19 protein-coding genes and 3 tRNA genes are annotated in these 23,171 nt (G+C 57.3%); 18 read left to right on the plus strand and 4 right to left on the minus strand.

Going from position 1 to position 23,171, the window contains the following annotated elements; genetic code table 11:
* Positions 1–72 precede the first annotated feature (72 nt).
* The 6 genes from hrpA (at position 73) to INT39_RS18345 (ending at position 9,653) form a co-directional block, all read left to right on the plus strand.
* Complete coding sequence (gene hrpA, locus INT39_RS18320) at positions 73–3,969, plus strand: ATP-dependent RNA helicase HrpA (protein ID WP_193075446.1); 3,897 nt, start codon at positions 73–75, stop codon at positions 3,967–3,969.
* 61 nt (positions 3,970–4,030) lie between these two features.
* The gene (locus INT39_RS18325) at positions 4,031–4,939 is read left to right on the plus strand and encodes an alpha/beta fold hydrolase (RefSeq protein ID WP_193075447.1); all 909 of its coding nucleotides are present in this window, start codon (positions 4,031–4,033) and stop codon (positions 4,937–4,939) included.
* Positions 4,940–5,008: 69 nt separating this feature from the next.
* Positions 5,009–6,133, plus strand: a complete 1,125-nt coding sequence (locus tag INT39_RS18330; RefSeq protein WP_193075448.1) for a beta-ketoacyl-ACP synthase III — start codon at positions 5,009–5,011, stop codon at positions 6,131–6,133.
* Positions 6,134–6,406: 273 nt separating this feature from the next.
* Positions 6,407–7,486, plus strand: coding sequence for a porin (locus tag INT39_RS18335; RefSeq protein WP_193075449.1), 1,080 nt, complete (start codon positions 6,407–6,409; stop codon positions 7,484–7,486).
* Between the two features lie 262 nt (positions 7,487–7,748).
* Entirely contained in the window at positions 7,749–8,459 is a 711-nt protein-coding gene (locus INT39_RS18340; protein ID WP_193075450.1) for a DUF2057 family protein, read from the plus strand.
* A gap of 69 nt (positions 8,460–8,528) precedes the next feature.
* Positions 8,529–9,653, plus strand: a complete 1,125-nt coding sequence (locus tag INT39_RS18345) for a GNAT family N-acetyltransferase (RefSeq protein WP_193075451.1) — start codon at positions 8,529–8,531, stop codon at positions 9,651–9,653.
* 26 nt (positions 9,654–9,679) lie between these two features.
* Here INT39_RS18345 and INT39_RS18350 read toward each other — a convergent pair whose 3' ends face one another.
* Together INT39_RS18350 and INT39_RS18355 are read right to left on the minus strand one after the other, a co-directional pair.
* Positions 9,680–10,243 (minus strand): peptidylprolyl isomerase, encoded by a 564-nt coding sequence (locus INT39_RS18350; RefSeq protein ID WP_193075452.1) that lies wholly within the window; start codon positions 10,241–10,243, stop codon positions 9,680–9,682.
* A gap of 84 nt (positions 10,244–10,327) precedes the next feature.
* The gene (locus INT39_RS18355) at positions 10,328–11,215 is read right to left on the minus strand and encodes a LysR family transcriptional regulator (protein ID WP_193075453.1); all 888 of its coding nucleotides are present in this window, start codon (positions 11,213–11,215) and stop codon (positions 10,328–10,330) included.
* A 55-nt stretch (positions 11,216–11,270) separates the two neighbouring features.
* Here INT39_RS18355 and INT39_RS18360 point away from each other — a divergent pair, with 55 nt between their 5' ends.
* Entirely contained in the window at positions 11,271–11,585 is a 315-nt protein-coding gene (locus INT39_RS18360; RefSeq protein ID WP_193075454.1) for a 3-phosphoglycerate kinase, read from the plus strand.
* 51 nt (positions 11,586–11,636) lie between these two features.
* Here INT39_RS18360 and INT39_RS18365 read toward each other — a convergent pair.
* A tRNA-Asn gene (locus INT39_RS18365) sits at positions 11,637–11,712 on the minus strand.
* Between the two features lie 81 nt (positions 11,713–11,793).
* On the minus strand, positions 11,794–12,999 hold the full coding sequence (locus INT39_RS18370; protein ID WP_193075455.1) for an aromatic amino acid transaminase: 1,206 nt from the start codon (positions 12,997–12,999) through the stop codon (positions 11,794–11,796).
* Positions 13,000–13,150: 151 nt separating this feature from the next.
* Here INT39_RS18370 and uvrB point away from each other — a divergent pair, with 151 nt between their 5' ends.
* The 11 genes from uvrB (at position 13,151) to INT39_RS18425 (ending at position 22,919) form a co-directional block, all read left to right on the plus strand.
* Positions 13,151–15,166 carry an excinuclease ABC subunit UvrB gene (uvrB, locus tag INT39_RS18375; RefSeq protein ID WP_193075456.1) on the plus strand — a complete coding sequence of 672 codons (2,016 nt, stop codon included), beginning with the start codon at positions 13,151–13,153 and terminating at the stop codon, positions 15,164–15,166.
* Positions 15,167–15,249: 83 nt separating this feature from the next.
* Positions 15,250–15,326: transfer RNA gene (locus tag INT39_RS18380), tRNA-Val, on the plus strand.
* Positions 15,327–15,462: 136 nt separating this feature from the next.
* Positions 15,463–17,388 carry a threonine--tRNA ligase gene (gene thrS / locus INT39_RS18385; RefSeq protein WP_193075457.1) on the plus strand — a complete coding sequence of 642 codons (1,926 nt, stop codon included), beginning with the start codon at positions 15,463–15,465 and terminating at the stop codon, positions 17,386–17,388.
* A complete protein-coding gene (infC, locus tag INT39_RS18390) occupies positions 17,385–17,936 on the plus strand; it encodes a translation initiation factor IF-3 (protein ID WP_172828711.1) in 552 nt (183 codons plus the stop codon). Before thrS ends, infC begins: the two co-directional genes overlap by 4 nt.
* Positions 17,937–17,996: 60 nt before the next feature.
* Positions 17,997–18,191: a 50S ribosomal protein L35 gene (gene rpmI, locus INT39_RS18395; protein WP_090272565.1), complete on the plus strand. Its 195-nt coding sequence runs from the start codon at positions 17,997–17,999 to the stop codon at positions 18,189–18,191.
* Positions 18,192–18,212: 21 nt separating this feature from the next.
* The gene (rplT, locus tag INT39_RS18400; RefSeq protein WP_022964141.1) at positions 18,213–18,569 is read left to right on the plus strand and encodes a 50S ribosomal protein L20; all 357 of its coding nucleotides are present in this window, start codon (positions 18,213–18,215) and stop codon (positions 18,567–18,569) included.
* Positions 18,570–18,671: 102 nt separating this feature from the next.
* Positions 18,672–19,688, plus strand: coding sequence for a phenylalanine--tRNA ligase subunit alpha (pheS, locus tag INT39_RS18405; protein WP_193075458.1), 1,017 nt, complete (start codon positions 18,672–18,674; stop codon positions 19,686–19,688).
* Between the two features lie 38 nt (positions 19,689–19,726).
* The gene (gene pheT, locus INT39_RS18410) at positions 19,727–22,108 is read left to right on the plus strand and encodes a phenylalanine--tRNA ligase subunit beta (RefSeq protein WP_193075459.1); all 2,382 of its coding nucleotides are present in this window, start codon (positions 19,727–19,729) and stop codon (positions 22,106–22,108) included.
* A gap of 8 nt (positions 22,109–22,116) precedes the next feature.
* On the plus strand, positions 22,117–22,419 hold the full coding sequence (gene ihfA / locus INT39_RS18415; RefSeq protein ID WP_193075460.1) for an integration host factor subunit alpha: 303 nt from the start codon (positions 22,117–22,119) through the stop codon (positions 22,417–22,419).
* Positions 22,400–22,759, plus strand: coding sequence for a MerR family transcriptional regulator (locus INT39_RS18420; protein WP_193075461.1), 360 nt, complete (start codon positions 22,400–22,402; stop codon positions 22,757–22,759). The genes ihfA and INT39_RS18420 overlap by 20 nt, the downstream gene beginning before the upstream one ends.
* Before the next feature lie 83 nt (positions 22,760–22,842).
* Positions 22,843–22,919, plus strand: a tRNA-Pro gene (locus INT39_RS18425).
* Positions 22,920–23,171 lie beyond the last annotated feature (252 nt).

The raw sequence follows: 23,171 nt of genomic DNA on the forward strand, positions 1-23,171 counted from the left end.
TGCGACAATAAGCCCCGCCCGGGTTATCCGGCCGGGGCTTTTTCGTGGCCCACCTCAGACAGACAGGAAAGCATGACCGATCTTCGTACCCTTGCAGCCAATCTCGACCAAGCCATGTCCGCCGACCAGCCTCGCCTGCAGCGCCAGTTGCGCGCGCTGGGCAAACAGCCTGAACCAGAGCGGCTGGATCAATGGTTGGCGCGACTGTCGAAGTCCTGTGCCAGGGTTGCGGCGCGACGGGCCAGCGTGCCGCAGGTACGTTATGACGACAGCTTGCCGATTGCCGCCAAGCGCGAGGAAATCAAACGTGCCATCGCGGGCAGTCAGGTGGTGGTGATCGCTGGTGAGACCGGATCCGGCAAGACTACGCAGCTGCCGAAGATCTGCCTGGAGCTCGGGCGCGGCGCCCATGGCCTGATTGGTCATACGCAGCCGCGACGGCTAGCTGCCCGTAGTGTTGCCAGTCGGGTCGCCGAGGAACTGGGCACGCCGCTGGGCGAGCTGGTGGGGTTCCAGGTGCGCTTCACCGACCAGAGCAATGAGCGCACCTTGGTCAAGCTGATGACCGACGGCATCCTGCTGGCGGAAACCCAGAATGATCGATTGCTGTCGCGCTATGACACGCTGATCATCGATGAGGCGCATGAACGCAGTCTGAATATCGATTTTCTGCTCGGTTACCTGAAGACCATTCTGCCCCAGCGCCCGGACCTGAAGGTGATCATCACCTCGGCGACCATCGATCTGCAGCGCTTCTCCGCCCATTTCAATGATGCCCCTATCATCGAAGTTTCCGGTCGTACCTTTCCGGTGGATGTCTGGTACCGGCCCTTATCGGCGGAGGTGGACGAGGAGGGCAACCGCGTCGAGGAAGACCTCAGCATCGATCAGGGTATTGTCGCCGCATTGCGCGAGCTGGAGGCCTATGAGCGCGCCAACGGTAAAAGCCCTGGCGATGCGCTGGTGTTTCTCCCCGGTGAGCGAGAGATTCGCGATACCGCTGATTTTCTGCGCAAGGCCAATCTGAGGCATACCGAGATACTACCGCTGTATGCGCGACTATCGGTGGCGGAGCAGCAGAAGATCTTCGCCAGCCATGCTGGGCGCCGGGTGATCCTCGCGACCAACGTGGCCGAGACCTCCCTGACAGTGCCTGGCATCGTCTACGTGATTGATCCCGGTGAGGTGCGCATCAGCCGTTACAGCCCGCGCTCCAAGGTGCAGCGTTTACCTATCGAGCCGGTCTCGCAGGCCAGTGCCAACCAACGCAAGGGCCGCTGTGGACGTGTTGCGCCCGGCATCTGTGTGCGCCTGTATGACGAGGCGGATTTTATTGGTCGTTCGGAATTCACCGATCCGGAAATCCTGCGTACCAACCTGGCCGCGGTGATTCTGCAGATGTTGCATCTGCGGCTGGGACGGATTGAGGATTTCCCTTTCATCGAGCCACCGGATGGCCGCGCCATCAGTGATGGCTTCAATCTGCTGCAGGAACTGGGTGCGGTTGAGCGGGATGGGCAGATTACCGACATCGGCCGGCAGCTTGCCCGCCTGCCGGTTGACCCGCGTATCGGCCGCATGCTGATCGAAGCCGCGAGGCTCGGCAGCCTGCAGGAAGTATTACTCATTGCCAGTGCGCTGGCGGTGCAGGACCCGCGCGAACGCCCTATTGAACGCCAGCAGGCCGCAGATCAGGCGCATGCCCAGTGGCGTGATGACCAATCGGACTTTGCCGCCTTCGTCAATCTATGGCGTGGTTTCGAGGAGCAACGTCAGGAGCTGTCGCAGAATCAGCTGCGCAGTTGGTGCCGACGACATTTCCTTAACTATCTGCGTATGCGCGAATGGCGCGAAACCCATCGCCAGCTGGTGCTGACCTGCCGCGATCTGGGGTTGCAGATCAACCTCGAGCCGGCCGGCTTTGATCCGGTACACAAAGCCCTGCTGGCAGGCCTGTTGAGTCACTTGGGTAACAAGACCGAGGAGGGCGACTATCTCGGGGCGCGCCAGCGTCGATTCATGTTGCATCCGTCCTCGGCGCTGGCGAAGAAGCGGCCGGTCTGGGTGATGGTTGCCGAACTGACTGAAACCCGGCGGCTGTATGGCCGGCTGGTGGCGAAAATCGATCCGCTATGGGTGGAACCGCTGGCCGGACACCTGACCAAGACCAGTCACAGCGAGCCGCACTGGGAGAAAAAACGGGGTCAAGTGGTGGCCTTCGAGCAGGTCACGCTGTACGGCATGATCATAGTGCCGAGGCGCAAGGTGCATTTCGGGTCGATTGATCCGGTGGTGTCCCGTGAGCTGTTCATCCGCCATGCACTGGTTGAAGGGCAGTGGCATGGCCGTGCGGCGTTCAACCAGGCCAACAAGACGATGTTGGAAGAACTGGATGCCCTTGAAGCCAAGGCGCGCAAGCGTGACATTCTGGTTGATGACGAAACGTTGTTCCGCTTCTTTGATGAACGCATCCCGGCGGAGATCTATCAGCTGGCCAGCTTCGAGCGCTGGCTCAAGCGCATCAGTCACGAGCAGCCCAAGCTCCTGCACATGACACGCGAGGACCTGTTGCAGCGTGAGGCCAACGAGGTCAGTGCCGAACAGTATCCCGACACATTGCGTTGGCAGCGGGTCGCCTTGCCGCTCAGCTATCATTTCGAACCCGGCCATCCGGCCGATGGGGTGACCTTGAGGGTGCCTGTGGCATTGCTGCGTCAGTTGCCTGAGGAGCGTCTGGATTGGCTGGTGCCCGGGTTACTGTATGACAAGTGCGTGGCCTTGGTACGCGGATTACCCAAGGCATTGCGCAAGAACTTTGTACCCGTGCCGGACTTCGTGCGCGCTGCGCTGGAGCGTATGCCTTTCGGTGAGGGCAAGCTGACCCAGGCCTTGGGCCGGGAACTCACGCGTATGACCGGGGTGCGTCTAGAGGACGATGTCTGGACTGATATCAGCCTGGAGGATCATTTGCTGATGCGCCTTGAGGTGGTTGACGCGGAAGGTAAGGAGGTGGCTTCGGGTCGCGATTACAGTGCCCTGTGCACCCAGCTGAGTGGTCGCCTGGCGGATCGGCAGATCCCGGTCAGTACCGCTGCTCCGGCCGCGCCGGCCTCTGCACCGGCAGGCCAGGCTGAGCTGCCGATCAAGATAAGCCAGCGACAGGCAGGTATCGATGTGGACTTCTGGCCTGCCTGGGTGGAGCAGGGGGATGCGGTCACCGAGCAGCTGTTCGATAACCCGGCCCAGGCGCAGCAGGCGCACCGTCTCGGCCTGCAGCGTCTGACTCTGCAGGCGCTGCCGGAGCAGGCCAAGTTTCTTCGCCAGAAACTCAGCGCAGTGAAAGAAGCGGCTATCTATTACCGTGACATTGGTAACCAACAGCAACTGACCGAGGATGTCCTGCTCGCAGCGATCGACCGGGTATGCCTGCCGGCCGGGTCACCCCTGCCGCGTGGCCCCGATGAGCTTAAGGCCTGTATTGAATCCGGGCGAGGCGACTTCGTGGCAACGGCCGAGAAGCTCGCCGCCGAGGTGCTGGTTGTTCTCAAAGCCTGGCACAGCGTGCAGAAGCGCCTCAAGGGCAAGATCGATCTGTCCCGGGCTATCGCCATGAATGATATTCGCGAGCAGCTGGGGCGATTGGTGTTCAAGGGCTTCGTGCGTACTGTGCCGGCAGAGTGGCTCACGCAATACCCACGCTATTTCGCAGCAATCGAGCAGCGGTTGGACAAGTTGCCGGCACAGGTGCAGCGTGACCGGGTATGGACAGACGAACTCCAGCAGTTCACTGAGCAATACAGGACGCGAGCCGAGCGCTACCGTCTGGAAGGGCGACAGGATGACCGTCTGGAATACTGGCGCTGGATGCTTGAAGAATACCGGGTCTCCCTGTTTGCTCAGCAGTTGGGCACCAAAGCTCCGGTCTCCGAGAAGCGTCTGAAAAAACTGTGGCACGAGATCACGACCTGACGGGAAGTCAGGGACGACTATTAGGTACACTGTGGATTCTGTTGAGAAAAGGACTGATCAGGTGATTGAAGAGCGGATTAACTCCATCTCCATACCTCTGGCGGAAAATGCAGCGTTGCAGGTAAGACGCTTCATGCCGACTGCGAACGGACCCGCAGTATTGATGATTCATGGGCTGGGTGAGCGGGGCGATGTCTTCTGCCCAGCGCATGGCGCCGGGCTTGCGCCCTGGTTGTGTGAGGCGGGCTACGATGTGTATGTGGCAGACTTGCGCGATCGGGTCAGCGACAGCTCTGTGATACCGGACATCTCCCAGTATCAGCTGATTTGCGAAGACTTGCCGGCATTGTTCGAGCAGGTTGGCGCGGATCACCCGGATGAGCGTTTCTTTGTCATGGGACACGGCTGGGGTGGTGTATTGCTCGCCAGTGCACTGATCAGGCAGCCGGCCTGGCTTGAACGAATTGCCGGCCTGATACAGGTGGGCGTGCGCAGAGTTTGCCATCAACGCACCTGGCAGCGCTTGCTGTTGTTTGATCTGATGTGGAATCGCCTGGCACCACTGGCCGGCCGACGCCAGGGTTATCTGCCATTTCGTTCGCTCGGATTGGGAGCCGCAGATCTGTCCCGGAAGCTGCATACAGATAGCCAACTGTGGCAAAATGACGGCAACTGGCGTGATCCGCAGGATAGTTTCGATTATGCTGCAGCATTGCACGAGATCAGCTGGCCGAGCAGTTTGTATCTAAGCGGCCGCAATGATCGCTGCATGGGGCATTTCGAAGACGTAAAGGCGTTCGCGCGCGAACTGGGTAACCACGACGCACAGCTGATATTGCTGCAGAAGGGCTCTGGCAGTTCCCGCGATTACGGTCATCTCGATGTGCTGACTCACCCGCAGGCCGTCAATGATCATTTCCCGTTGATACTGTCCTGGCTGGCTCGGCACTCGGATACAGCAACGCCATAGCTTTCATGAACGTATCGCCACCCTCGGCGATACATAGCCATTATCTTGAGATATAAAAGAGGCCCAACCGTGCAGAAAGTAGTCATCAGCGGCACAGGTTTGTACACCCCCCCAAACAGCATCAGCAATGACGAACTGGTTGCCAGCTTCAATGCCTGGTCAGAACGCTTCAACCAGGATAATGCCGAGGCCATCGCGGCCGGTGATATGACCCCGGCGCCGCTCTCGAGCAGCGAGTTCATCGAAAAAGCCTCCGGTATCAAGAGCCGTCATGTGGTCAACAAGAGCGGTATTCTCGATGTTGACCGCATGGTTCCGCAGATTCCCGAACGCAGCAACGACGAATGGTCGATTCTCTGTGAAATGGCTGTTCAGGCTGCTAATGAAGCCCTGCAGCGCGCCGGTCGTACCGCGGCTGATATTGATGGGGTTATTGTTGCCTGTTCCAACCTGCAGCGCGCCTATCCGGCTGTGGCCGTCGAAGTGCAGGCCGCATTAGGTATCAACGGGTTCGGTTTTGACATGAATGTGGCCTGTTCTTCTGCCACTTTCGGCATCCAGGCCGCCGCCAACAGTGTCAGTACCGGACAGGCCCGCGCGATCCTGATGGTCAACCCGGAAATCTGTACCGGTCATATGAACTTCCGCGATCGTGACAGCCATTTCATTTTCGGTGATGCCTGCACGGCAGTGATCATCGAGCGTGTGGAAGATGCCGTCTCCGAGCACCAGTTCGACATCGTCGGCACCAAACTGCTGACCCAGTTTTCCAATAACATCCGTAACAACTTTGGCTTCCTCAATCGTGCTGATGAGAGTGGTATCGGCGCGCCGGACAAGCTGTTCGTGCAGGAAGGCCGCAAGGTATTCCGTGAGGTCTGCCCTATGGTGGCCGAGCTGATCAGCAAGCAACTGGGTGAGCTGAATCTGGCGGTCACTGACGTCAGCCGCTTCTGGCTGCATCAGGCCAACCTGAACATGAATATGCTGATTGCCCGCAAGCTGCTGGGGCGTGATCCCGATCTGGAGAAGGAAGCACCTGTGGTATTGGATGAGTATGCCAACACCAGCTCAGCCGGTTCGATCATTGCCTTCCATAAGTATCAGGATGATCTGCCAGCCGGTAGTCATGGTGTGATCTGCTCCTTCGGTGCCGGTTACTCCATCGGCAGCGTGGTACTCCGCAAATTGTAATACCCTGCCTCTATACTGCCTCCGGCGGCTCTCCGTCGGGGGTAGAGTAGCCCTGCTACGCTATCGCCTTCCTTTCTGACTGTTTTCTCCTTGACCGCATGAGAGTGAAAGCGGCTGTTTGTTCCTGTCTTTTGCAAAAAGTTCCCCTGTCTTCAAACCTTCATGATTCAGCAAGCGTTCTGTCACACCGGGTTCCCATAATCCCTCCTGTCGAAACAAACAACGTCAAATCACCGCAGGATGACGTTCTACAACCCGAAGGAGTTTTTCCCGATGAAGAAGAAGTTGATTGCGCTTGTTGTTGGTGCCGCTGCAGTAGTTCCTAGCCTGGCAATGGCTGATGTTACCGTCTACGGTCGTGCACACGTTTCCACCGACTTCCTGGATGATGGTGCCGATTACTCCGAGACCAACATCTCCAGCAACTCTTCGCGCCTGGGTTTCAAAGGTGATCATCAGATCAACCCGGACCTGAAAGCGTTCTTCCAGATCGAGCAGCAGATCAACTTCAATACTGGCAAAAGCGAAGATGGCGAGAACTTCGCCACCCGTGACACTTTTGTTGGTGTTGCTGGTACCAACTGGGGTGCTATCCAATTGGGTCGTTTCGACAGTCCCTTCAAGGTCGCTCGTGGTCCGGCTAACCTGTTCGGCGATCAGGTCGGTGATATGCGCAACCTGACCCGCGTCGGCAACGCCCGTTTCGATGAGCGTTACGACAACACCGTGCAGTACACCACGCCGAGCCTGGGTGGTTTCAACATGAAGCTCGCGTACTCGATCTACGAAGGTCAGTCACGCATCGTTGACGAAACTCATCCCGACTATAATGAAGACTCCGACGCGTTCAGCGCCTCTCTGAACTATGCTTCGGGCCCGTTCGAAGGCTCGCTGGCATATGAAACTGCCGAGGAAAACACCGGTCGTGGCGAGCGTGATGGTCTTCGCGCTGCTGCAGCTTACAAGCTGACTGACGCATTCAAGATGGTTGGCTTCTATCAGACTGTTGAGTTTGACGATGCTGACGCCACTCCGGATCAGCGTGACTTGTGGACTGCGGATGTCTACGGTCTGGGTGGTGAGTTCAAGTTTGCACCCAACACTGCGCTGAAGGCCATGTACATGACGCGTGACGCCGATGCTGACAACGCTGACAGCGACATGTGGGTGGTAGGTGTTGAGCACAAGCTGGACAAGGCTGTCCGCGTCTATGCCAACTACGCAGTGGTGGATAACGATGACAACGCCGCTCTGACCCCCTGGAGCCAGGCCCGTACCGCTGATCCGGACGACGCCGATGCCTCTGGTGAGAAAGCCACTGGTTTCACTGTTGGCCTGCGCTACGACTTCTGATTGTCGTGCTCAGCAGGGAAGCTGAACAAGGGTTGTGCCTATGGCACAGCCCTTTTTTTTACCTCGGCCGCCGGTAAGACAGCCTGAACGTCAGGCTGACGTCCGCGCCCATGCCCATGTAAGAGGGATGGGGCGTTCCACGAAATGCACTGTCATAAAACCGCAATCGTTTGGTCTTAATCTCCCCGTTCAGTGGTAAACCAATCGTTGCTGACCCCTCGACACAGTCTGGTCGGCGATTCACCCGCACCAAGGAGTTTCCATGCGTAGTCTTTTCGTTCTTGCAATTGCCTGCCTGCTGCCTGCCTGTGCCCAGCAGTCCCATGTGCAGCTCTACCCCGGCTCGCCGCTGCCCGATGGACAGGTGCTCACGGTGGTCGTACCAAATGAGCTCGAAGTGCAGAATATCAACGGCCAGCAGATTCCCTCTGCTAACTGGAGCTTTGGTACTGCTGACAAGCGCTTGGAACTGCAGCCGGGTGTCTACCAGATCAGTGCCTTCTACAAGAATGGTTTCGACATTGATGGTGGTATAAGTCATGAAGTGGTGCGTGGGCGTACAGGGGTGTTCTCTATCGATGGCCAGGGAGGCGAGTTGTGGGAGCTGGACTTTGACCGGCCTCAGAGCGTGCAGCAGGCCAAGGCCTTTGAAACCGAGTTCAACGCCTGGGTGGTGAATACCCGCACCGGTGAGCGGCACACAGCAGCTGCTGGCGGGCGTAACAATTCACTGGTCAACAATCTGCTTGGTAGTGCCGAACCGGTGGCTGAGCAAACTACCGTGGTACCGTTGGGTTCAGTGGCTGCTCAGGTGCCTGCGGCTGCAGCTCCTGCAACGGTCGCTCCGTTACCAGCCATAGTAGCCAGAGAGACCCTGCCACACAACGACGCCACCCTGACCACCCTGCAACAGATGTGGCAGCTGCTGGGTGAAGACAGTCGCGCCGCGTTCCTGAAATGGGCGCAGCAGTAATAATAGAAGTCTCGCGCGGGAGGTCTTCAAGTCTCCCGCCGACTCTCTCCCTGTGGCATGCTTATCGCCATGCACATACGCCAACTGAATCACATAAGCGACATCTCTCCTGAGTTCTGGGACGCACTGTTGCCCACGGACTATCCCTTTCTTCGCCACGCCTTTCTCTATGCGCTGGAACACAGTGGGTCGGTGACGCCGGCACAGGGCTGGGAGCCGGCCCATTTAGTGGTAGAGAATATCGACGGCAGCCTGCAGGCGCTGTTGCCGCTGTATCGCAAGCAGCACTCCTGGGGTGAGTACGTTTTCGACTTTCAGTGGGCCGAGGCCTGGGAGCGGGCAGGGCAGAGCTACTATCCCAAACTGACGGCGGCCATTCCCTACTCTCCAGTGCAGGGGCCGCGTCTGTTGGCTCGCTGCGCGGACAGCCGCGGTTTGATCATCAGCTGGCTGCAGCGAGCGCTGGCTGTCGACCAGGTCAGCGGCACGCATCTGCTGTTCAACGACGGCGAGGAAAATATGGCGCTGGAGGCGGCCGGCTGGGTACAGCGGCTGGGCTGTCAGTTTCACTGGTTCAATCGCGGCTACGGCTGCTTCGATGATTTTCTCGCGGTATGCAATTCACGCAAGCGCAAGAATTTTCGCAAGGAGCGCCAGAGCGTTGCGGCTCAGGGCATTCACTTTGAATGGCTCAGCGGCGATGACATCAGCATTGCCGATTGGGAGCGTTTCTATCCTTTTTACGCGGCAACCTATCTCAAGCGTGGGCGTCAGCCTTATCTCAGCGCCGCATTCTTCCAGCTATTGTCAGCGGGCATGGCCAAGTCGGTGCGGCTGATATTTGCCAGAGAGGCCGGGCGGGACGTGGCAGGTGCGCTGTTTCTGGTGGGAGAGGATACCTTGTACGGCCGCTACTGGGGTTGCCTGGAAGAGTATGACCGGCTGCATTTCGAGACCTGTTTCTATCAGGGTATGGAGCGCTGTATTGCTGAAGGGTTGTCGCGCTTCGATGCCGGTGCCCAGGGCGAACAGAAACTGTTACGTGGATTCGAGCCGGTATTGACCCAGTCATGGCACAAGATGCAGCCTGGGTTGCATGAGGCTGTGGCGGACTTTCTGTTGCAGGAGGGTGAGTCGGTCAGGGCGTATCAGCAGGATGCTCGGCAGTATCTGCCGTATCGCCGGGCAGAGTAGCTTCTTCCGGCGATACGGCGTGCAGCTTATTCGGCCGCATCAACGCGTTTGGCACTGATGATGGTAACCGGGTTCTGCGGCACGTTCTGGTGCCCGCCCTGGTTGCCGGTTGGTACCTTGGCAATGGTTTCCACTACATGCTCACCGCTGACGACCTTGCCGAATACGGCATAGCCGAAATCACGTGAACCATTATTGAGGAAGTCATTACTGGTCAGGTTGATGAAAAACTGACTGGTAGCGCTGTCACGTACCTGAGTACGGGCCATGGCGAGGGTGTAGCGGGTGTTCTTCAGGCCGTTATCCGCTTCGTTCTTGATAGGCTGGCCGACGGCGCGCTGGCGCATGTCAGGGGTAAAACCGCCACCCTGAATCATGAAGCCGGGGATGACGCGATGAAAAATCAACCCGTCATAATGCCCGGCATCGGTATAACGCAGGAAGTTTTCGACGGAGATGGGCGCCTCGTCGGCATTCAGTTCGATTTCAATATCACCGTGGCTGGTGTTCAGCAGGACGCGCGGGTTGTCGGCAAAAGCGGTGGTAGTGGCCAGCAACAGGGCGCAGGTTCCTATAAGTCGTTTCAGCATTCTACAGCTCCATGGGGTAGACGATTCGGGAACGAGTGTAAGCACAACGGCGGGAGGAGACAATGAGGTGGTGGCGTGTCGCTGTCACGGTTCGGAATGCTCGATGATCAGGTCCGCCAGGATACGCGTGGCGGGGCCAAGCGGTTTGTCCTTGTTGGCATAGAGATACATGTTTGAGGCGCGGCGACTGCCTTGCACCAGGGGTAATATCTTCAAGCTGCCACGCTCCAGCGAATCCTTGATGTCATGTTCGGGTAGCCAGGCAAATCCCAGCCCTTGGCTGAGCAGCTTGGCGGCGGTGCTCAGGCTGGTGACTGTCCAGCGTTGCTCAGCACCCAGCCAGCCGGCATCGCGGGGCTGACGACGTCCCGAATCTCGAATGACCACTTGAAGGTGGGTTTCCAGGTCGCTGTGGGTCAGTGCGCGTTCGAGTTGGTGCAGGGGGTGTTCTGGGTGGGCCACGGCAACAAACTCGATGTCATTGAGTTGCTGCGGCAGGTAGCCGGCGATGTTGATACCGGAGATGGCCAGGTCAGCCGTCCCGCTATGCAGGCACTCCTCGACGCCGGAAAGAACCTCTTCGCGCAGTTGCACCCGACAGCCTTTGCTCTGCGGCATGAAAGCCTTCAGCGCGCCGGCCAGACGCTCGGTAGGGAAGGCGGCATCGACCACCAGCTGTACCTCGGCTTCCCAGCCCTGATCCATATTCCAGGCCAGCTCTTCCAGTTGACTGGCTTCCTTGAGCAGGTTGCGGGAGCGGCGCAGCAGAGTGGCGCCAGCTTCGGTAAGCACGGCCCTGCGGCCAGCAATTTCCAGCAGTGGCACGCCGAGCTGTTCCTGCATGCGCGCCACTGTATAGCTTACTGAGGATTGCGAGCGATGCAGCACCTCGGCGGCCTGGGCAAAACCGCCGTGATCGACGACGGCTTGCAAGGTACGCCATTGTTCCAGGGTGACGCGCGGTGCTTTCATCGATGGAGCCTCTGGCCTATGGTGATGGAGTGGGGTTTGCCAATACGAGGACGCAATGTATCAATATTTGCTGGCCGTTGGGATAGTTCTGGGTTTGGCGATGCCGGCCTGGGGGTTTCCGATTGATATTGACGTGAAGCCCGGTGCTGATATTTCGGTCAGCAGTACGGATCTGATCAATATCGCGGCAATCAATCTGACCAGTCACGCGGCGACGCCGCTGCGCTGCAGTGTCACCTTCGTCAACGGTCCTGAGCGGCCACTGCCTCGGCGGCTGCGTTTGCAGCCAGGCGAGCGGCTGACGCTGACCCACGAATTCACACGGGAGATTATCCGGATCAGGGTCAGTGTTGATTGCAGTTCGGAGTGATGTGTTTTTTACGTGCACAAAAAACCCGGCCATTGCCGGGTTTTCTGAATTTGGCTCCGCGACCAGGACTCGAACCTGGGACCCAATGATTAACAGTCATTTGCTCTACCAACTGAGCTATCGCGGATCGGATGTGCGCACTTTACCAAAAAAACTTTTCAAGTCAACACCTTGAGCCGCTTTCCAATAAGTGCACACAGGTTTCCGTTCAGCCTTCGAGCAGCACTTTCGCCATGGCATTGGCGACTACATCAATGTTGCTGTCATTCAGGGCGGCAACGCAGATACGTCCGCTGCCGACCGCATAGATGGCGGATTCCTCGGCCAGTCGAGCGACCTGGTCACGGCTCAGGCCGGAGAAGGAGAACATGCCCCGTTGCTGTTGAATGAAGCTGACATCCTGCTGCACGCCGGCAGCCTGCAGTTTCTCGACCAGCGCCTGCCGCATCTGCTTGATGCGTACCCGCATCTCGGCGAGTTCCTGCTCCCACATCGCATACAGCTCTGCGTTGTTCAGCACCGCAGCCACCACTTTGGCACCGTGGGTCGGCGGGTTGGAGTAGTTGGTGCGAATCACGCGCTTGAGCTGCGACAGTACGCGCTCGCCTTCCTCGGGGGTCTCGGTGATCAATGTCAGCGCGCCGACCCGTTCGCCGTACAGCGAGAAGGATTTGGAGAAGGAGCTGGCGATAAGGCAGGGCAGACCGGCTTCGGCAAACAGGCGTACAGCAAAGGCATCTTCTTCCAGATTGTCGCCAAAGCCCTGATAGGCGATGTCCAGGAAGGGTACATGGTTGCGCTTGCGGATAACCTCAATCACCTGCTGCCACTCATCCGCACGGAGATCGGCACCGGTCGGGTTGTGGCAGCAAGCGTGCAGCAGAACCACGCTGCCTTCAGGCAACTGTTCGATGCCCTGCAACATGCCCTGCAGATTTACGCCGTGGGTAGCCGGGTCGTAATAGGGGTAGCTCACGACCTCATAGCCCGCTGCTTCAAACAGCGAGCGATGGTTTTCCCAGCTGGGGTTGCTGATCGCGATCAGGCGCTTGCCAAACAGGCGATACAGGAAGTCGGCCCCCAATTTCAAAGCGCCGGTACCACCCAATGACTGGGCGGTGACCAGTCTGCCGGAAGACAGCAGTGCGGAGTCGGCACCCAGCAACAGCTTCTGCACGGCGACATCATAAGGGGCCAGGCCTTCCATAGGCAGATAGGTGCGGGGAGCGTGTTCGGCTACGCGAGCTTCTTCTGCAGCCTGAACGGCGCGCAACAGAGGAACCTTGCCGTTTTCGTCGTAATAGACGCCAACGCCCAAATTGACTTTTTCTTCACGCGGATCGGCATTGAAGGCTTCGTTCAGGCCAAGGATGGGATCGCGTGGCGCCATTTCAACGGGGGAAAACAGACTCATGATATGGGCAGACTCGAAACAGGTGGATGTAGGTGTCGGGCTATGCCGCAGGCGGCCGGCTATTATAAACAGAGACGCGCACAGGGTGCGAGTCCGTGGAGGGGCAATGCTATGATAAGGGCTGTCTGTCCATACGCGGTGCCCTCTGATCATGAGCCAATTCAATCTGCAAACCCGTTTCAAACCCGCCGGTGACCAGCCCGTTGCCATAGAGCAGCTGGTGGAGGGGCTGGAAGCGGGGTTGTCGCACCAGACATTGCTCGGGGTGACCGGATCGGGGAAGACCTTCACCATTGCCAACGTTATTCAACGTGTGCAACGCCCGGCCATCATCATGGCGCCGAACAAGACGCTGGCTGCGCAGCTGTATGGGGAATTCCGGGAGTTCTTTCCGAACAATGCGGTGGAATACTTCGTCTCCTACTATGACTATTACCAGCCCGAGGCCTACGTGCCGGCATCGGATACCTTCATCGAGAAGGATGCTTCGATCAACGATCATATCGAGCAGATGCGCTTGTCGGCGACCAAGGCGCTGATGGAAAGACCCGACGCAATCATTGTGGCTACTGTTTCGGCCATCTACGGTCTGGGTGACCCTGAATCCTATTTGCGCATGGTGCTGCACATCGACAGGGGGGATATGCTCGATCAGCGCACTCTGTTGCGTCGGCTGGCCGAGTTGCAATACACCCGCAACGATATGGAGCTGTCCCGCGCCAACTACCGGGTGCGAGGAGATGTGATTGATGTCTATCCGGCGGAGTCTGACCTTGAGGCGGTTCGTATAGAGTTGTTCGATGATACGGTGGAGACGATCAGCTTTTTTGATCCGCTGACGGGTGAGGTATTACGTAAGGTTCCGCGCGCAACTATCTATCCCAAATCACATTATGTGACGCCAAGGGAGAAGCTGCTGGAGGCCGTGGAGGAGATCAAGGTTGAACTGAAGGAGCGGCTGGAGGTGCTCAACAGTCAGAACAAGCTGGTCGAAGCGCAGCGTTTGGAGCAGCGTACCCGTTTCGATATGGAAATGATCATGGAGCTGGGTTATTGCAACGGCATCGAGAACTACTCTCGCTATCTGTCCGGACGGCCCATAGGTGAAGCACCGCCGACCCTGTTTGATTATCTGCCGGAAAACGCGCTGCTGATCATCGATGAATCCCACGTCTCGGTGCCGCAAGTCGGCGCCATGTACAAAGGTGATCGCTCACGCAAGGAAACCCTGGTGAATTACGGTTTCCGTCTGCCCTCGGCGCTGGATAACCGCCCCATGCGTTTTGATGAGTGGGAGGCCATCTCGCCGCAGGCTATTTTTGTGTCGGCGACCCCGGGACCTTATGAAGAAGCCCATGCCGGACGGGTAGTGGAGCAGGTGGTCCGGCCGACCGGACTGGTAGACCCGTTGATCGAAGTGCGCCCGGCAACTACACAGGTGGATGACCTGCTGTCGGAAATCGGCCTGCGTGTCGCCCAGGGCGATCGCGTGCTGGTCACTACATTGACCAAACGCATGGCTGAAGACCTCGCTGACTATCTGGCTGATCATGGTGTCCGGGTGCGCTACCTGCATTCTGATATCGATACGGTGGAGCGGGTGGAGATCATTCGAGATTTGCGCATCGGTACTTTCGATGTGTTGGTTGGCATTAACTTGTTGCGAGAAGGTCTTGATATGCCTGAGGTTTCTCTCGTTGCAATTCTGGATGCCGACAAGGAAGGGTTTCTTCGCTCGGAGCGCTCGCTGATCCAGACTATTGGTCGGGCGGCGCGTAACCTGAACGGGAAGGCCATCCTGTATGCCGATCGAATGACCGGCTCGATGGAGCGGGCTATCGGCGAAACCGACCGTCGCCGCGTCAAGCAGATTGCCTTTAACGTGGAGCATGGCATTACGCCAAAAGGCGTGGTCAAGAGCGTGCAGGATATTCTCGAAGGTGCCGTGGTGCCTGGTAGCCGCTCGAACAAGCGGCGCCAACTCAAGGCGGCTGAGGAGGCGGCCGGTTACAGGGTGGAAAAGCTGCGCTCCCCATCGGAAATCACCAAACGTATTCGACAGCTGGAAGAGAAAATGTACCAGCACGCACGGGATCTGGAATTCGAAGCGGCCGGGCAACTGCGGGACGATATCCAGGAGCTGCGCAAGCAGTTGGTGAACATCTGAAAAAAAGTCTGAGTTTTTACAGTTATTCAGTAACTTAGGGGTTGACGGGTTTTAGAGTGGTGCGTATAGTTCGCCTCCATTGCAGGCACGTAGCTCAGTTGGTTAGAGCACCACCTTGACATGGTGGGGGTCGGTGGTTCGAATCCACTCGTGCCTACCAAATTAAAGCCCGATCACCCTGTGATCGGGCTTTTTTCATTTCTGCGTCGAGCGGGCGCCATGCAACGGCATGTATCCCCCGGCACATATCCATCATGTGGCCTTGCGTAGCGGTCACCACTGAGAAGGAGCGGCACATGCCCACTATTACTCTTCCTGACGGCAGTCAGCGCACTTTTGATCACCCTGTAAGCGTAGCCGACGTGGCGCAATCCATTGGCGCAGGTCTGGCCAAGGCGACTGTGGCAGGTAAGGTCGATGGTCGTCTGGTCGACGCCTGCGACGTCATTGGCTCTGATGCCCTCCTGCAGATCATTACGCCGAAGGACGAAGAGGGGCTGGAGATCATCCGTCACTCCTGTGCTCACCTGGTTGGTCACGCGGTCAAGCAGCTGTACCCGACGGCCAAAATGGTGATCGGTCCGGTCATTGATGAAGGCTTCTATTACGACATCGCCTATGAGCGTTCCTTCACGCCGGAAGATATGGCGGCAATCGAGTCGCGCATGCGTGCGCTGATTGCCACTGAATACGATGTCATCAAGAAGGTGACACCGCGTCAGGAAGTGATCGAGCTGTTCAGTGCCCGTGGCGAGGAATACAAGCTGCGTCTGATCGAGGATATGCCCGATGAGCAGGCGATGGGGTTGTATCATCACGAAGAATACGTCGACATGTGCCGCGGTCCGCACGTGCCTAACACCCGCTTCCTCAAGGCCTTCCAGCTGACCCGTATTTCCGGTGCCTATTGGCGTGGGGATGCGAAGAACGAACAGCTGCAGCGCATCTACGGCACTGCCTGGGCGGACAAGAAGCAATTGGCTGCCTATATCAAGCGTATCGAAGAGGCGGAGAAGCGTGATCACCGCAAGATCGGTAAGCGTCTGAATCTGTTCCACATGCAGGAAGAAGCGCCTGGCATGGTGTTCTGGCACCCGGACGGCTGGACTGTCTATCAGGTGCTCGAGCAGTACATGCGCAAGCTGCAGCTGGATGCTGGCTACCGTGAGATTCGCACGCCGCAGGTAGTGGATCGAGTGCTCTGGGAGCGTTCCGGTCACTGGGAACACTACTCCGCCAACATGTTCACGACTGAGTCGGAAAGTCGCGATTATGCGATCAAGCCGATGAACTGCCCGTGCCACATCCAGGTATTCAATCAGGGACTGAAAAGCTACCGTGAGCTGCCTCTGCGTCTGGCGGAGTTCGGCTCCTGTCACCGCAATGAGCCCTCCGGTTCGCTGCATGGCCTGATGCGGGTGCGCGGTTTCACTCAGGATGATGCGCATATCTTCTGTACCGACGAGCAGGTCAAGGCCGAGGCGTCCGACTTCATTGCGTTGACGCTGCAAGTTTACCGTGATTTCGGTTTTGATGATGTCGAGCTGAAGCTGTCCACGCGTCCGGAAGATCGGATGGGCGACGATGCGGATTGGGATCAGGCGGAGCAAGGGCTTGAGGCGGCATTGAATGAAGCTGGGCTGAAGTGGGATCTGCAGCCGGGTGAAGGCGCCTTCTACGGTCCGAAAATCGAATTTTCTCTGCGCGATTGCCTTGGGCGGGTCTGGCAGTGCGGTACATTGCAGCTGGACTTCATGCTGCCGGGCCGTCTGGGCGCGCAATACGTAGCAGAAGACGGCGCTCGCAAGACGCCAGTCATGCTGCACCGTGCGATTCTAGGGTCGTTCGAACGCTTCATTGGTATCCTGATCGAGCATTACGCTGGGGATTTCCCCGCCTGGCTCGCCCCGACCCAGGTCGCGGTACTGAATATTACTGATAATCAGGCGGAATTTTGCCAGGAAGTTGAGAAATCTCTCAATGAAATGGGATATCGTGCTATTGCGGACTTGAGAAACGAGAAGATCGGCTTTAAAATCCGCGAGCATACTTTGCACAAGACTCCCTATCTGCTAGTAATTGGCGACCGGGAAGTCGAATCGCACACTGTGGCCGTGCGCACGCGGGAGGGTAAAGACCTGGGTATAATGAAAATTGCCGAGTTCTCCGAGTTCCTTGCCCGCGCCGTTGCACAACGAGGCCGCCCGAATTCGGAGCAATAAAGATTAAACGCGAGATGAGACAAGACAAAAGAGCCGCACAACGTCCGCCGATCAACGAAAATATCACGGCGCCTGAAGTGCGCCTGATTGGCGCCGAAGGTGAACAAATCGGTATCGTGTCCATTCAGGAAGCCATGGCCGCCGCTGAGGAGGCCAAGCTAGACCTGGTTGAAATCTCCCCCGATGCAGAGCCGCCTGTTTGCCGGATCATGGATTACGGCAAGCACATCTTCGAAAAGAAGAAGCAGCAGGCTGCTGCACGGAAGAATCAGAAGATCATCCAGATCAAAGAAATCAAGTTTCGTCCAGGGACGGAAGATGGGGACTATAAGGTCAAGCTTCGCAACCTTATAAAGTTCCTCTCTGAGGGTGACAAAGCCAAGGTATCCTTGCGATTCCGCGGCCGCGAAATGGCTCATCAGGAGCTGGGCATGGAGTTGTTGAAGCGGGTTGAAGCTGACCTGCTTGAATACGGCACCGTTGAACAGCACCCGAAAATGGAAGGTCGTCAATTGATGATGGTCCTAGCACCCAAGAAGAAAAAGTAATCTCCAGGGCAACGCCAGGCCTTGTGATTATCTTATCCACTCTATTTGGAGTAACTGAACATGGCAAAGATGAAGACCAAAAGTGGTGCCGCCAAGCGCTTTAAAGTGACTGGCAACGGCATCAAGCACAAGCACGCTTTCAAGAGCCACATCCTGACCAAGATGAGCACCAAGCGTAAGCGCCAACTGCGTGGGACTTCCCAGCTCAATGCTGCGGATACCCAGAAAGTTGAACGCATGTTGCGCCTCCGTTAATCAAGGTTGAGGATTTAAAGAATGGCTCGTGTTAAGCGTGGTGTAATGGCGCGTAAGCGTCACAAGAAAATTCTGAAGCTCGCCAAAGGTTACTACGGTGCGCGTTCGCGTGTGTTCCGTGTTGCCAAGCAGGCGGTCATCAAGGCTGGTCAATATGCCTATCGTGACCGCAAGCAACGGAAGCGTCAGTTCCGTGCTCTGTGGATCGCTCGTATCAACGCTGGTGCTCGGATTAACGGCATGTCTTACAGCCGTCTGATCGCTGGTCTGAAGAAAGCGTCCATCGAAATCGACCGTAAGGTTCTGGCCGATCTGGCTGTGAACGAAAAAGCGGCGTTTACCGCGATTGTCGAAAAAGCAAAGGCTAGCCTGGCTTAAGCCCTCGTTACGACAATCACCGGCGCTCGCGTCGGTTGGCAACGTCATTAATAGGGGAAGAGCCTTATCGCTCTTCCCCTATTTTTGTTTCTGGAGTGTGAAATGGAAAACCTAGACGCGCTGGTCTCCCAGGCCCTGGAGGCCGTGCAGCAGGCGGTGGATGTTAATGCACTGGAGCAGATCCGCGTCCAGTATCTCGGCAAGAAGGGCGAGCTGACCCAGGTGATGAAGACTTTGGGCAACATACCTGCTGAGGAGCGCCCCAAAGTCGGTGCCATGGTCAATGAGGCCAAAGAGCAGGTGCAGGGTGTGCTCAATGCACGAAAGGCTGATATGGAAGCTGCAGCACTGAATACCAAGCTGGCAGCGGAGCGGGTTGACGTAACCCTGCCTGGCCGTGGCCAGGTGAGCGGTGGGCTGCATCCGGTTACCCGGACCATGGAGCGGATTGAAGAATTCTTTTCCCGCATCGGCTATGCCGTTGCGGAAGGCCCCGAGGTGGAAGACGATTACCACAACTTCGAGGCGCTCAATATTCCTGGCCATCACCCGGCTCGGGCAATGCACGACACTTTCTATTTCAACGCCAACACGCTGCTGCGCACCCATACCTCACCAGTACAGGTGCGGACCATGGAGAGTCAGGAGCCGCCGATTCGCATTGTCTGCCCTGGTCGCGTCTATCGTTGCGATTCGGATCTGACCCACTCACCGATGTTCCATCAGGTCGAAGGGCTGCTGGTCGATCGCAAGGTGAGCTTTGCGGATCTCAAGGGCACCATCGCGGAGTTTCTGCAGGTGTTCTTCGAGAAAGATTTGAAGGTGCGCTTCCGACCGTCATTTTTCCCGTTCACCGAGCCTTCCGCTGAAGTCGATATTCAGTGTGTGATGTGCAGCGGTAATGGCTGCCGGGTGTGCAAGCAGACCGGCTGGTTGGAAGTCATGGGGTGCGGAATGGTACACCCCAGTGTTTTCCGCTCCTCGGGGATCGACCCTGAGACATTTCAGGGCTTTGCCTTCGGCATGGGCGTCGAGCGTCTGGCCATGCTGCGTTACGGCGTGAACGATCTACGCCTGTTCTTCGACAACGATCTGCGCTTTCTCGCGCAGTTCCGTTGACACCGTAACCGCAACCCCTTTGATAGCAGGAAAAGAACATGAAATTCAGTGAACAGTGGCTGCGCAGCTGGGTGAACCCCGAGGTTTCTCGTGATGATCTGGTTGCACGGCTGTCCATGACTGGCCTTGAAGTGGATAGCGTTACCCCGGCTGCCGGTGAGTTCAGTGGCGTGGTGGTAGGCGAGATTCTCTCTGCGGAACAGCACCCCGATGCAGATAAGCTGCGTGTCTGTCGTGTGAGTAACGGTAGCGAGGAGTTTCAGGTCGTGTGCGGCGCGCCGAATGCGCGGGTCGGTATCAAGATCCCCTTTGCTATGGTGGGGGCTGTGCTGGGTGAAGACTTCAAGATCAAGAAGGCCAAGCTGCGCGGCGTGGAATCCTTCGGCATGCTGTGCTCCGCTGAAGAGCTCAAGCTGTCAGACGATCACGATGGGTTGTTCGAGTTGCCTGCCGATGCGCCGACGGGGCAGAGCTTGCGCGAATATCTGGGTCTGGACGACGCTATCATTGAGGTCGATCTGACACCCAACCGTGGTGATTGCCTGTCCATCGCCGGCTTGGCGCGGGAAGTGGGTGCCAACTACGCTGTTCCCGTTACTCGCCCAACGATCGAGCCGGTTGCTGCAGTGCATGATGAAGTGCGCCCGGTCGAGCTGTTGGCTCCCGCTGCGTGCTCGCGCTATATCGGCCGGGTTATTCGCAATGTTGACCTGTCACGTGCGACGCCGCTGTGGATGGTCGAACGCCTACGCCGTAGCGATATCCGCAGTATCGATGCGGTAGTGGATGTCACCAACTACGTCATGCTTGAGCTCGGCCAGCCACTGCACGCTTTTGATTTGGCTCAGGTGCGTGGTGGTATCCGTGTGCGGATGGCGGCAGAAGGCGAAAAACTGGTGCTGCTTGATGGTCAGGAAATAAGCTTGCGTAGCGATACGCTGGTAATTGCTGATCACGAGCGTCCGCTGGCCATGGCTGGCATCATGGGGGGCGAGCATAGCGGGGTCAGCAAGGGTACAACCGACCTGTTCCTGGAAAGTGCCTTTTTCGACCATATCGCTATTGCTGGCAAGGCACGTAATTACGGCCTGCATACTGATGCTTCGCACCGGTACGAGCGTGGCGTGGACTGGCAGTTGCAGCGTGAGGCGGTCGAGCGAGCTACCGCATTGCTGTTGGAAATTGTGGGTGGCGAGCCAGGTCCGATCACCGAAGCTGTCGAGCAATCCCATCTGCCGCAGCCGATCAGTATCACTCTGCGCAACGAGCGTGTTTCCCAGATGCTTGGGCTGGAAATTGCGCCGGCAGAAGTGGAAGCCTATCTGCGCGGTCTGGAGTTAAAGGTTACATCCAGCGGTGCAGGGGCGTGGCAGGTTGATGTGCCGAGCCACCGCTTCGATATCACTCTCGAGATCGACTTGATCGAAGAGCTGGCTCGACTGTATGGCTACAATCGCCTGCCGGTCAGCGCACCGACCGCAGCATTGAGCCTCACCGCCAAGCCGGAAACTCAAGGCGAATTGCCGATCCTGCGTCGTCTATTGGTGGCGCGTGGTTATCAGGAAGCGATCACTTACAGCTTCATCGAACCGGGCCTGAGCAAGTTATTTGACCCGCAAAGTGAGCCGCTGGCTCTGGCCAACCCCATTTCCAGTGACATGTCTGTTATGCGTACGTCATTGTGGCCAGGTTTGAGCAAGGCTGTTCAGCACAACCAGAACCGTCAGCAGGCACGAGTACGCTTGTTTGAAAGTGGCTTGCGGTTTGTTCCACAGGCGGACGGAGAGCTGCTGCAGGAGCCGATGTTGTCTGGTATTGCCTGCGGCACTCGTCTGCCCGAAGGCTGGGCCAATAGCAGCGATAAGCTGGACTTCCATGATGTCAAAGGCGATGTAGAAGCCGTGCTGGGGCAGGGCGGTGCGCTGGACGCGTACACCTTCGAGCCGGCAGAGCATCCCGCCCTTCATCCGGGGCAGTGCGCGCGTATCCTGCGTGAGGGGAAATTGGTCGGGTGGCTTGGAGCGTTGCATCCGCAACTGGTAGACACATTGGATCTGCTGGGCCCTGTGTTTGTCTTTGAGTTGCGATTGGATGGCATCATGGAAGGGCGGCTGCCGCGTTTCAGCGAACTCTCGCGCTTTCCTGAAGTCAGACGTGATATCGCCATATTGGTGAACAAGACGGTTGTTGCTGGAAACCTGCTGGCAGATATCCGCGAACAGGCCGGGGAGTTTCTCAAAAACCTCAGGCTGTTTGATGTATATGAAGGGAAAGGCATTGATCCCCAAAGCAAAAGCCTGGCGATCGGCTTGACCTTGCAGCATTCATCGCGCACTCTTACGGACGATGAAGTGAATGCAGTTATGGACAAGGTGCTCGGCTCACTGGAGCAAAGGTTCAACGCCACACTAAGAAAATAGGGATTGCTATGGGGGCTCTGACAAAAGCAGAAATGGCGGAACATCTCTACGAGGAACTTGGCTTCAACAAGCGTGAAGCCAAGGAACTGGTAGAACTGTTTTTTGAAGAGATCCGCAATGCGTTGGAAAGCAACGAGCAGGTCAAATTGTCCGGTTTCGGCAATTTTGACCTGCGCGACAAGCGCCAACGCCCCGGCCGTAATCCCAAAACCGGCGAAGAAATACCTATTACAGCCCGGCGTGTGGTTACATTCCGCCCCGGTCAGAAACTCAAGGCCCGAGTAGAAGCCTATGTTGGAACCCAGTCATAACAACGAACTGCCGGCGATCCCGGGAAAACGCTACTTCACCATCGGTGAGGTAAGTGAGCTCTGTGCTGTCAAGCCACACGTGCTGCGCTACTGGGAGCAGGAGTTTCCTCAGTTGTCCCCGGTCAAGCGCCGTGGCAATCGACGCTATTACCAGCGACAGGATGTGCTGATGATTCGCCAGATTCGTGCGTTATTGTATGATCAGGGTTTTACCATTGGCGGTGCTCGCCAACGTCTCTCTGGTGACGAAGCCAAGGATGATGGCAGCCATTACAAGCAGCTCATCCGGCAGACTGTGGCTGAGCTGGAAGAAGTGCTTCAGGTGCTCAAGGCAAAATAGTCTGAGTAATGAAAAAAACCTTTCGCATTTCAGTTAGTTAATGTATAGTTCGTCCCGCTTTGGCAGCAACCGCAAAGCATCGTCGGGGCGTAGCGCAGCCTGGTAGCGCACTTGCATGGGGTGCAAGGGGTCGAGTGTTCGAATCACTCCGTCCCGACCAAACAAAGAAACCACAAAGCCACCTTCGGGTGGCTTTGTGGTTTTTGTCCTATAGTGTATGGCTGCAGTCAGGCTCAGCGCTGGGGAATGTCGACCTACGGGCACACTGTGAGTCGAAAGCCAGTGATCTATGATCGCTATATAGATAGGTCTATTAATTTGACGGGCTGCTATTGACAGGCAAGCGAAACGGCGTAAAATGCGCCGCTCACTGAAGAGGCCGGTTTGATCGCTTCTTCAAGGTGAGAAAGGA

It is taken from the genome of Pseudomonas sp. FME51 (assembly GCF_014897305.1).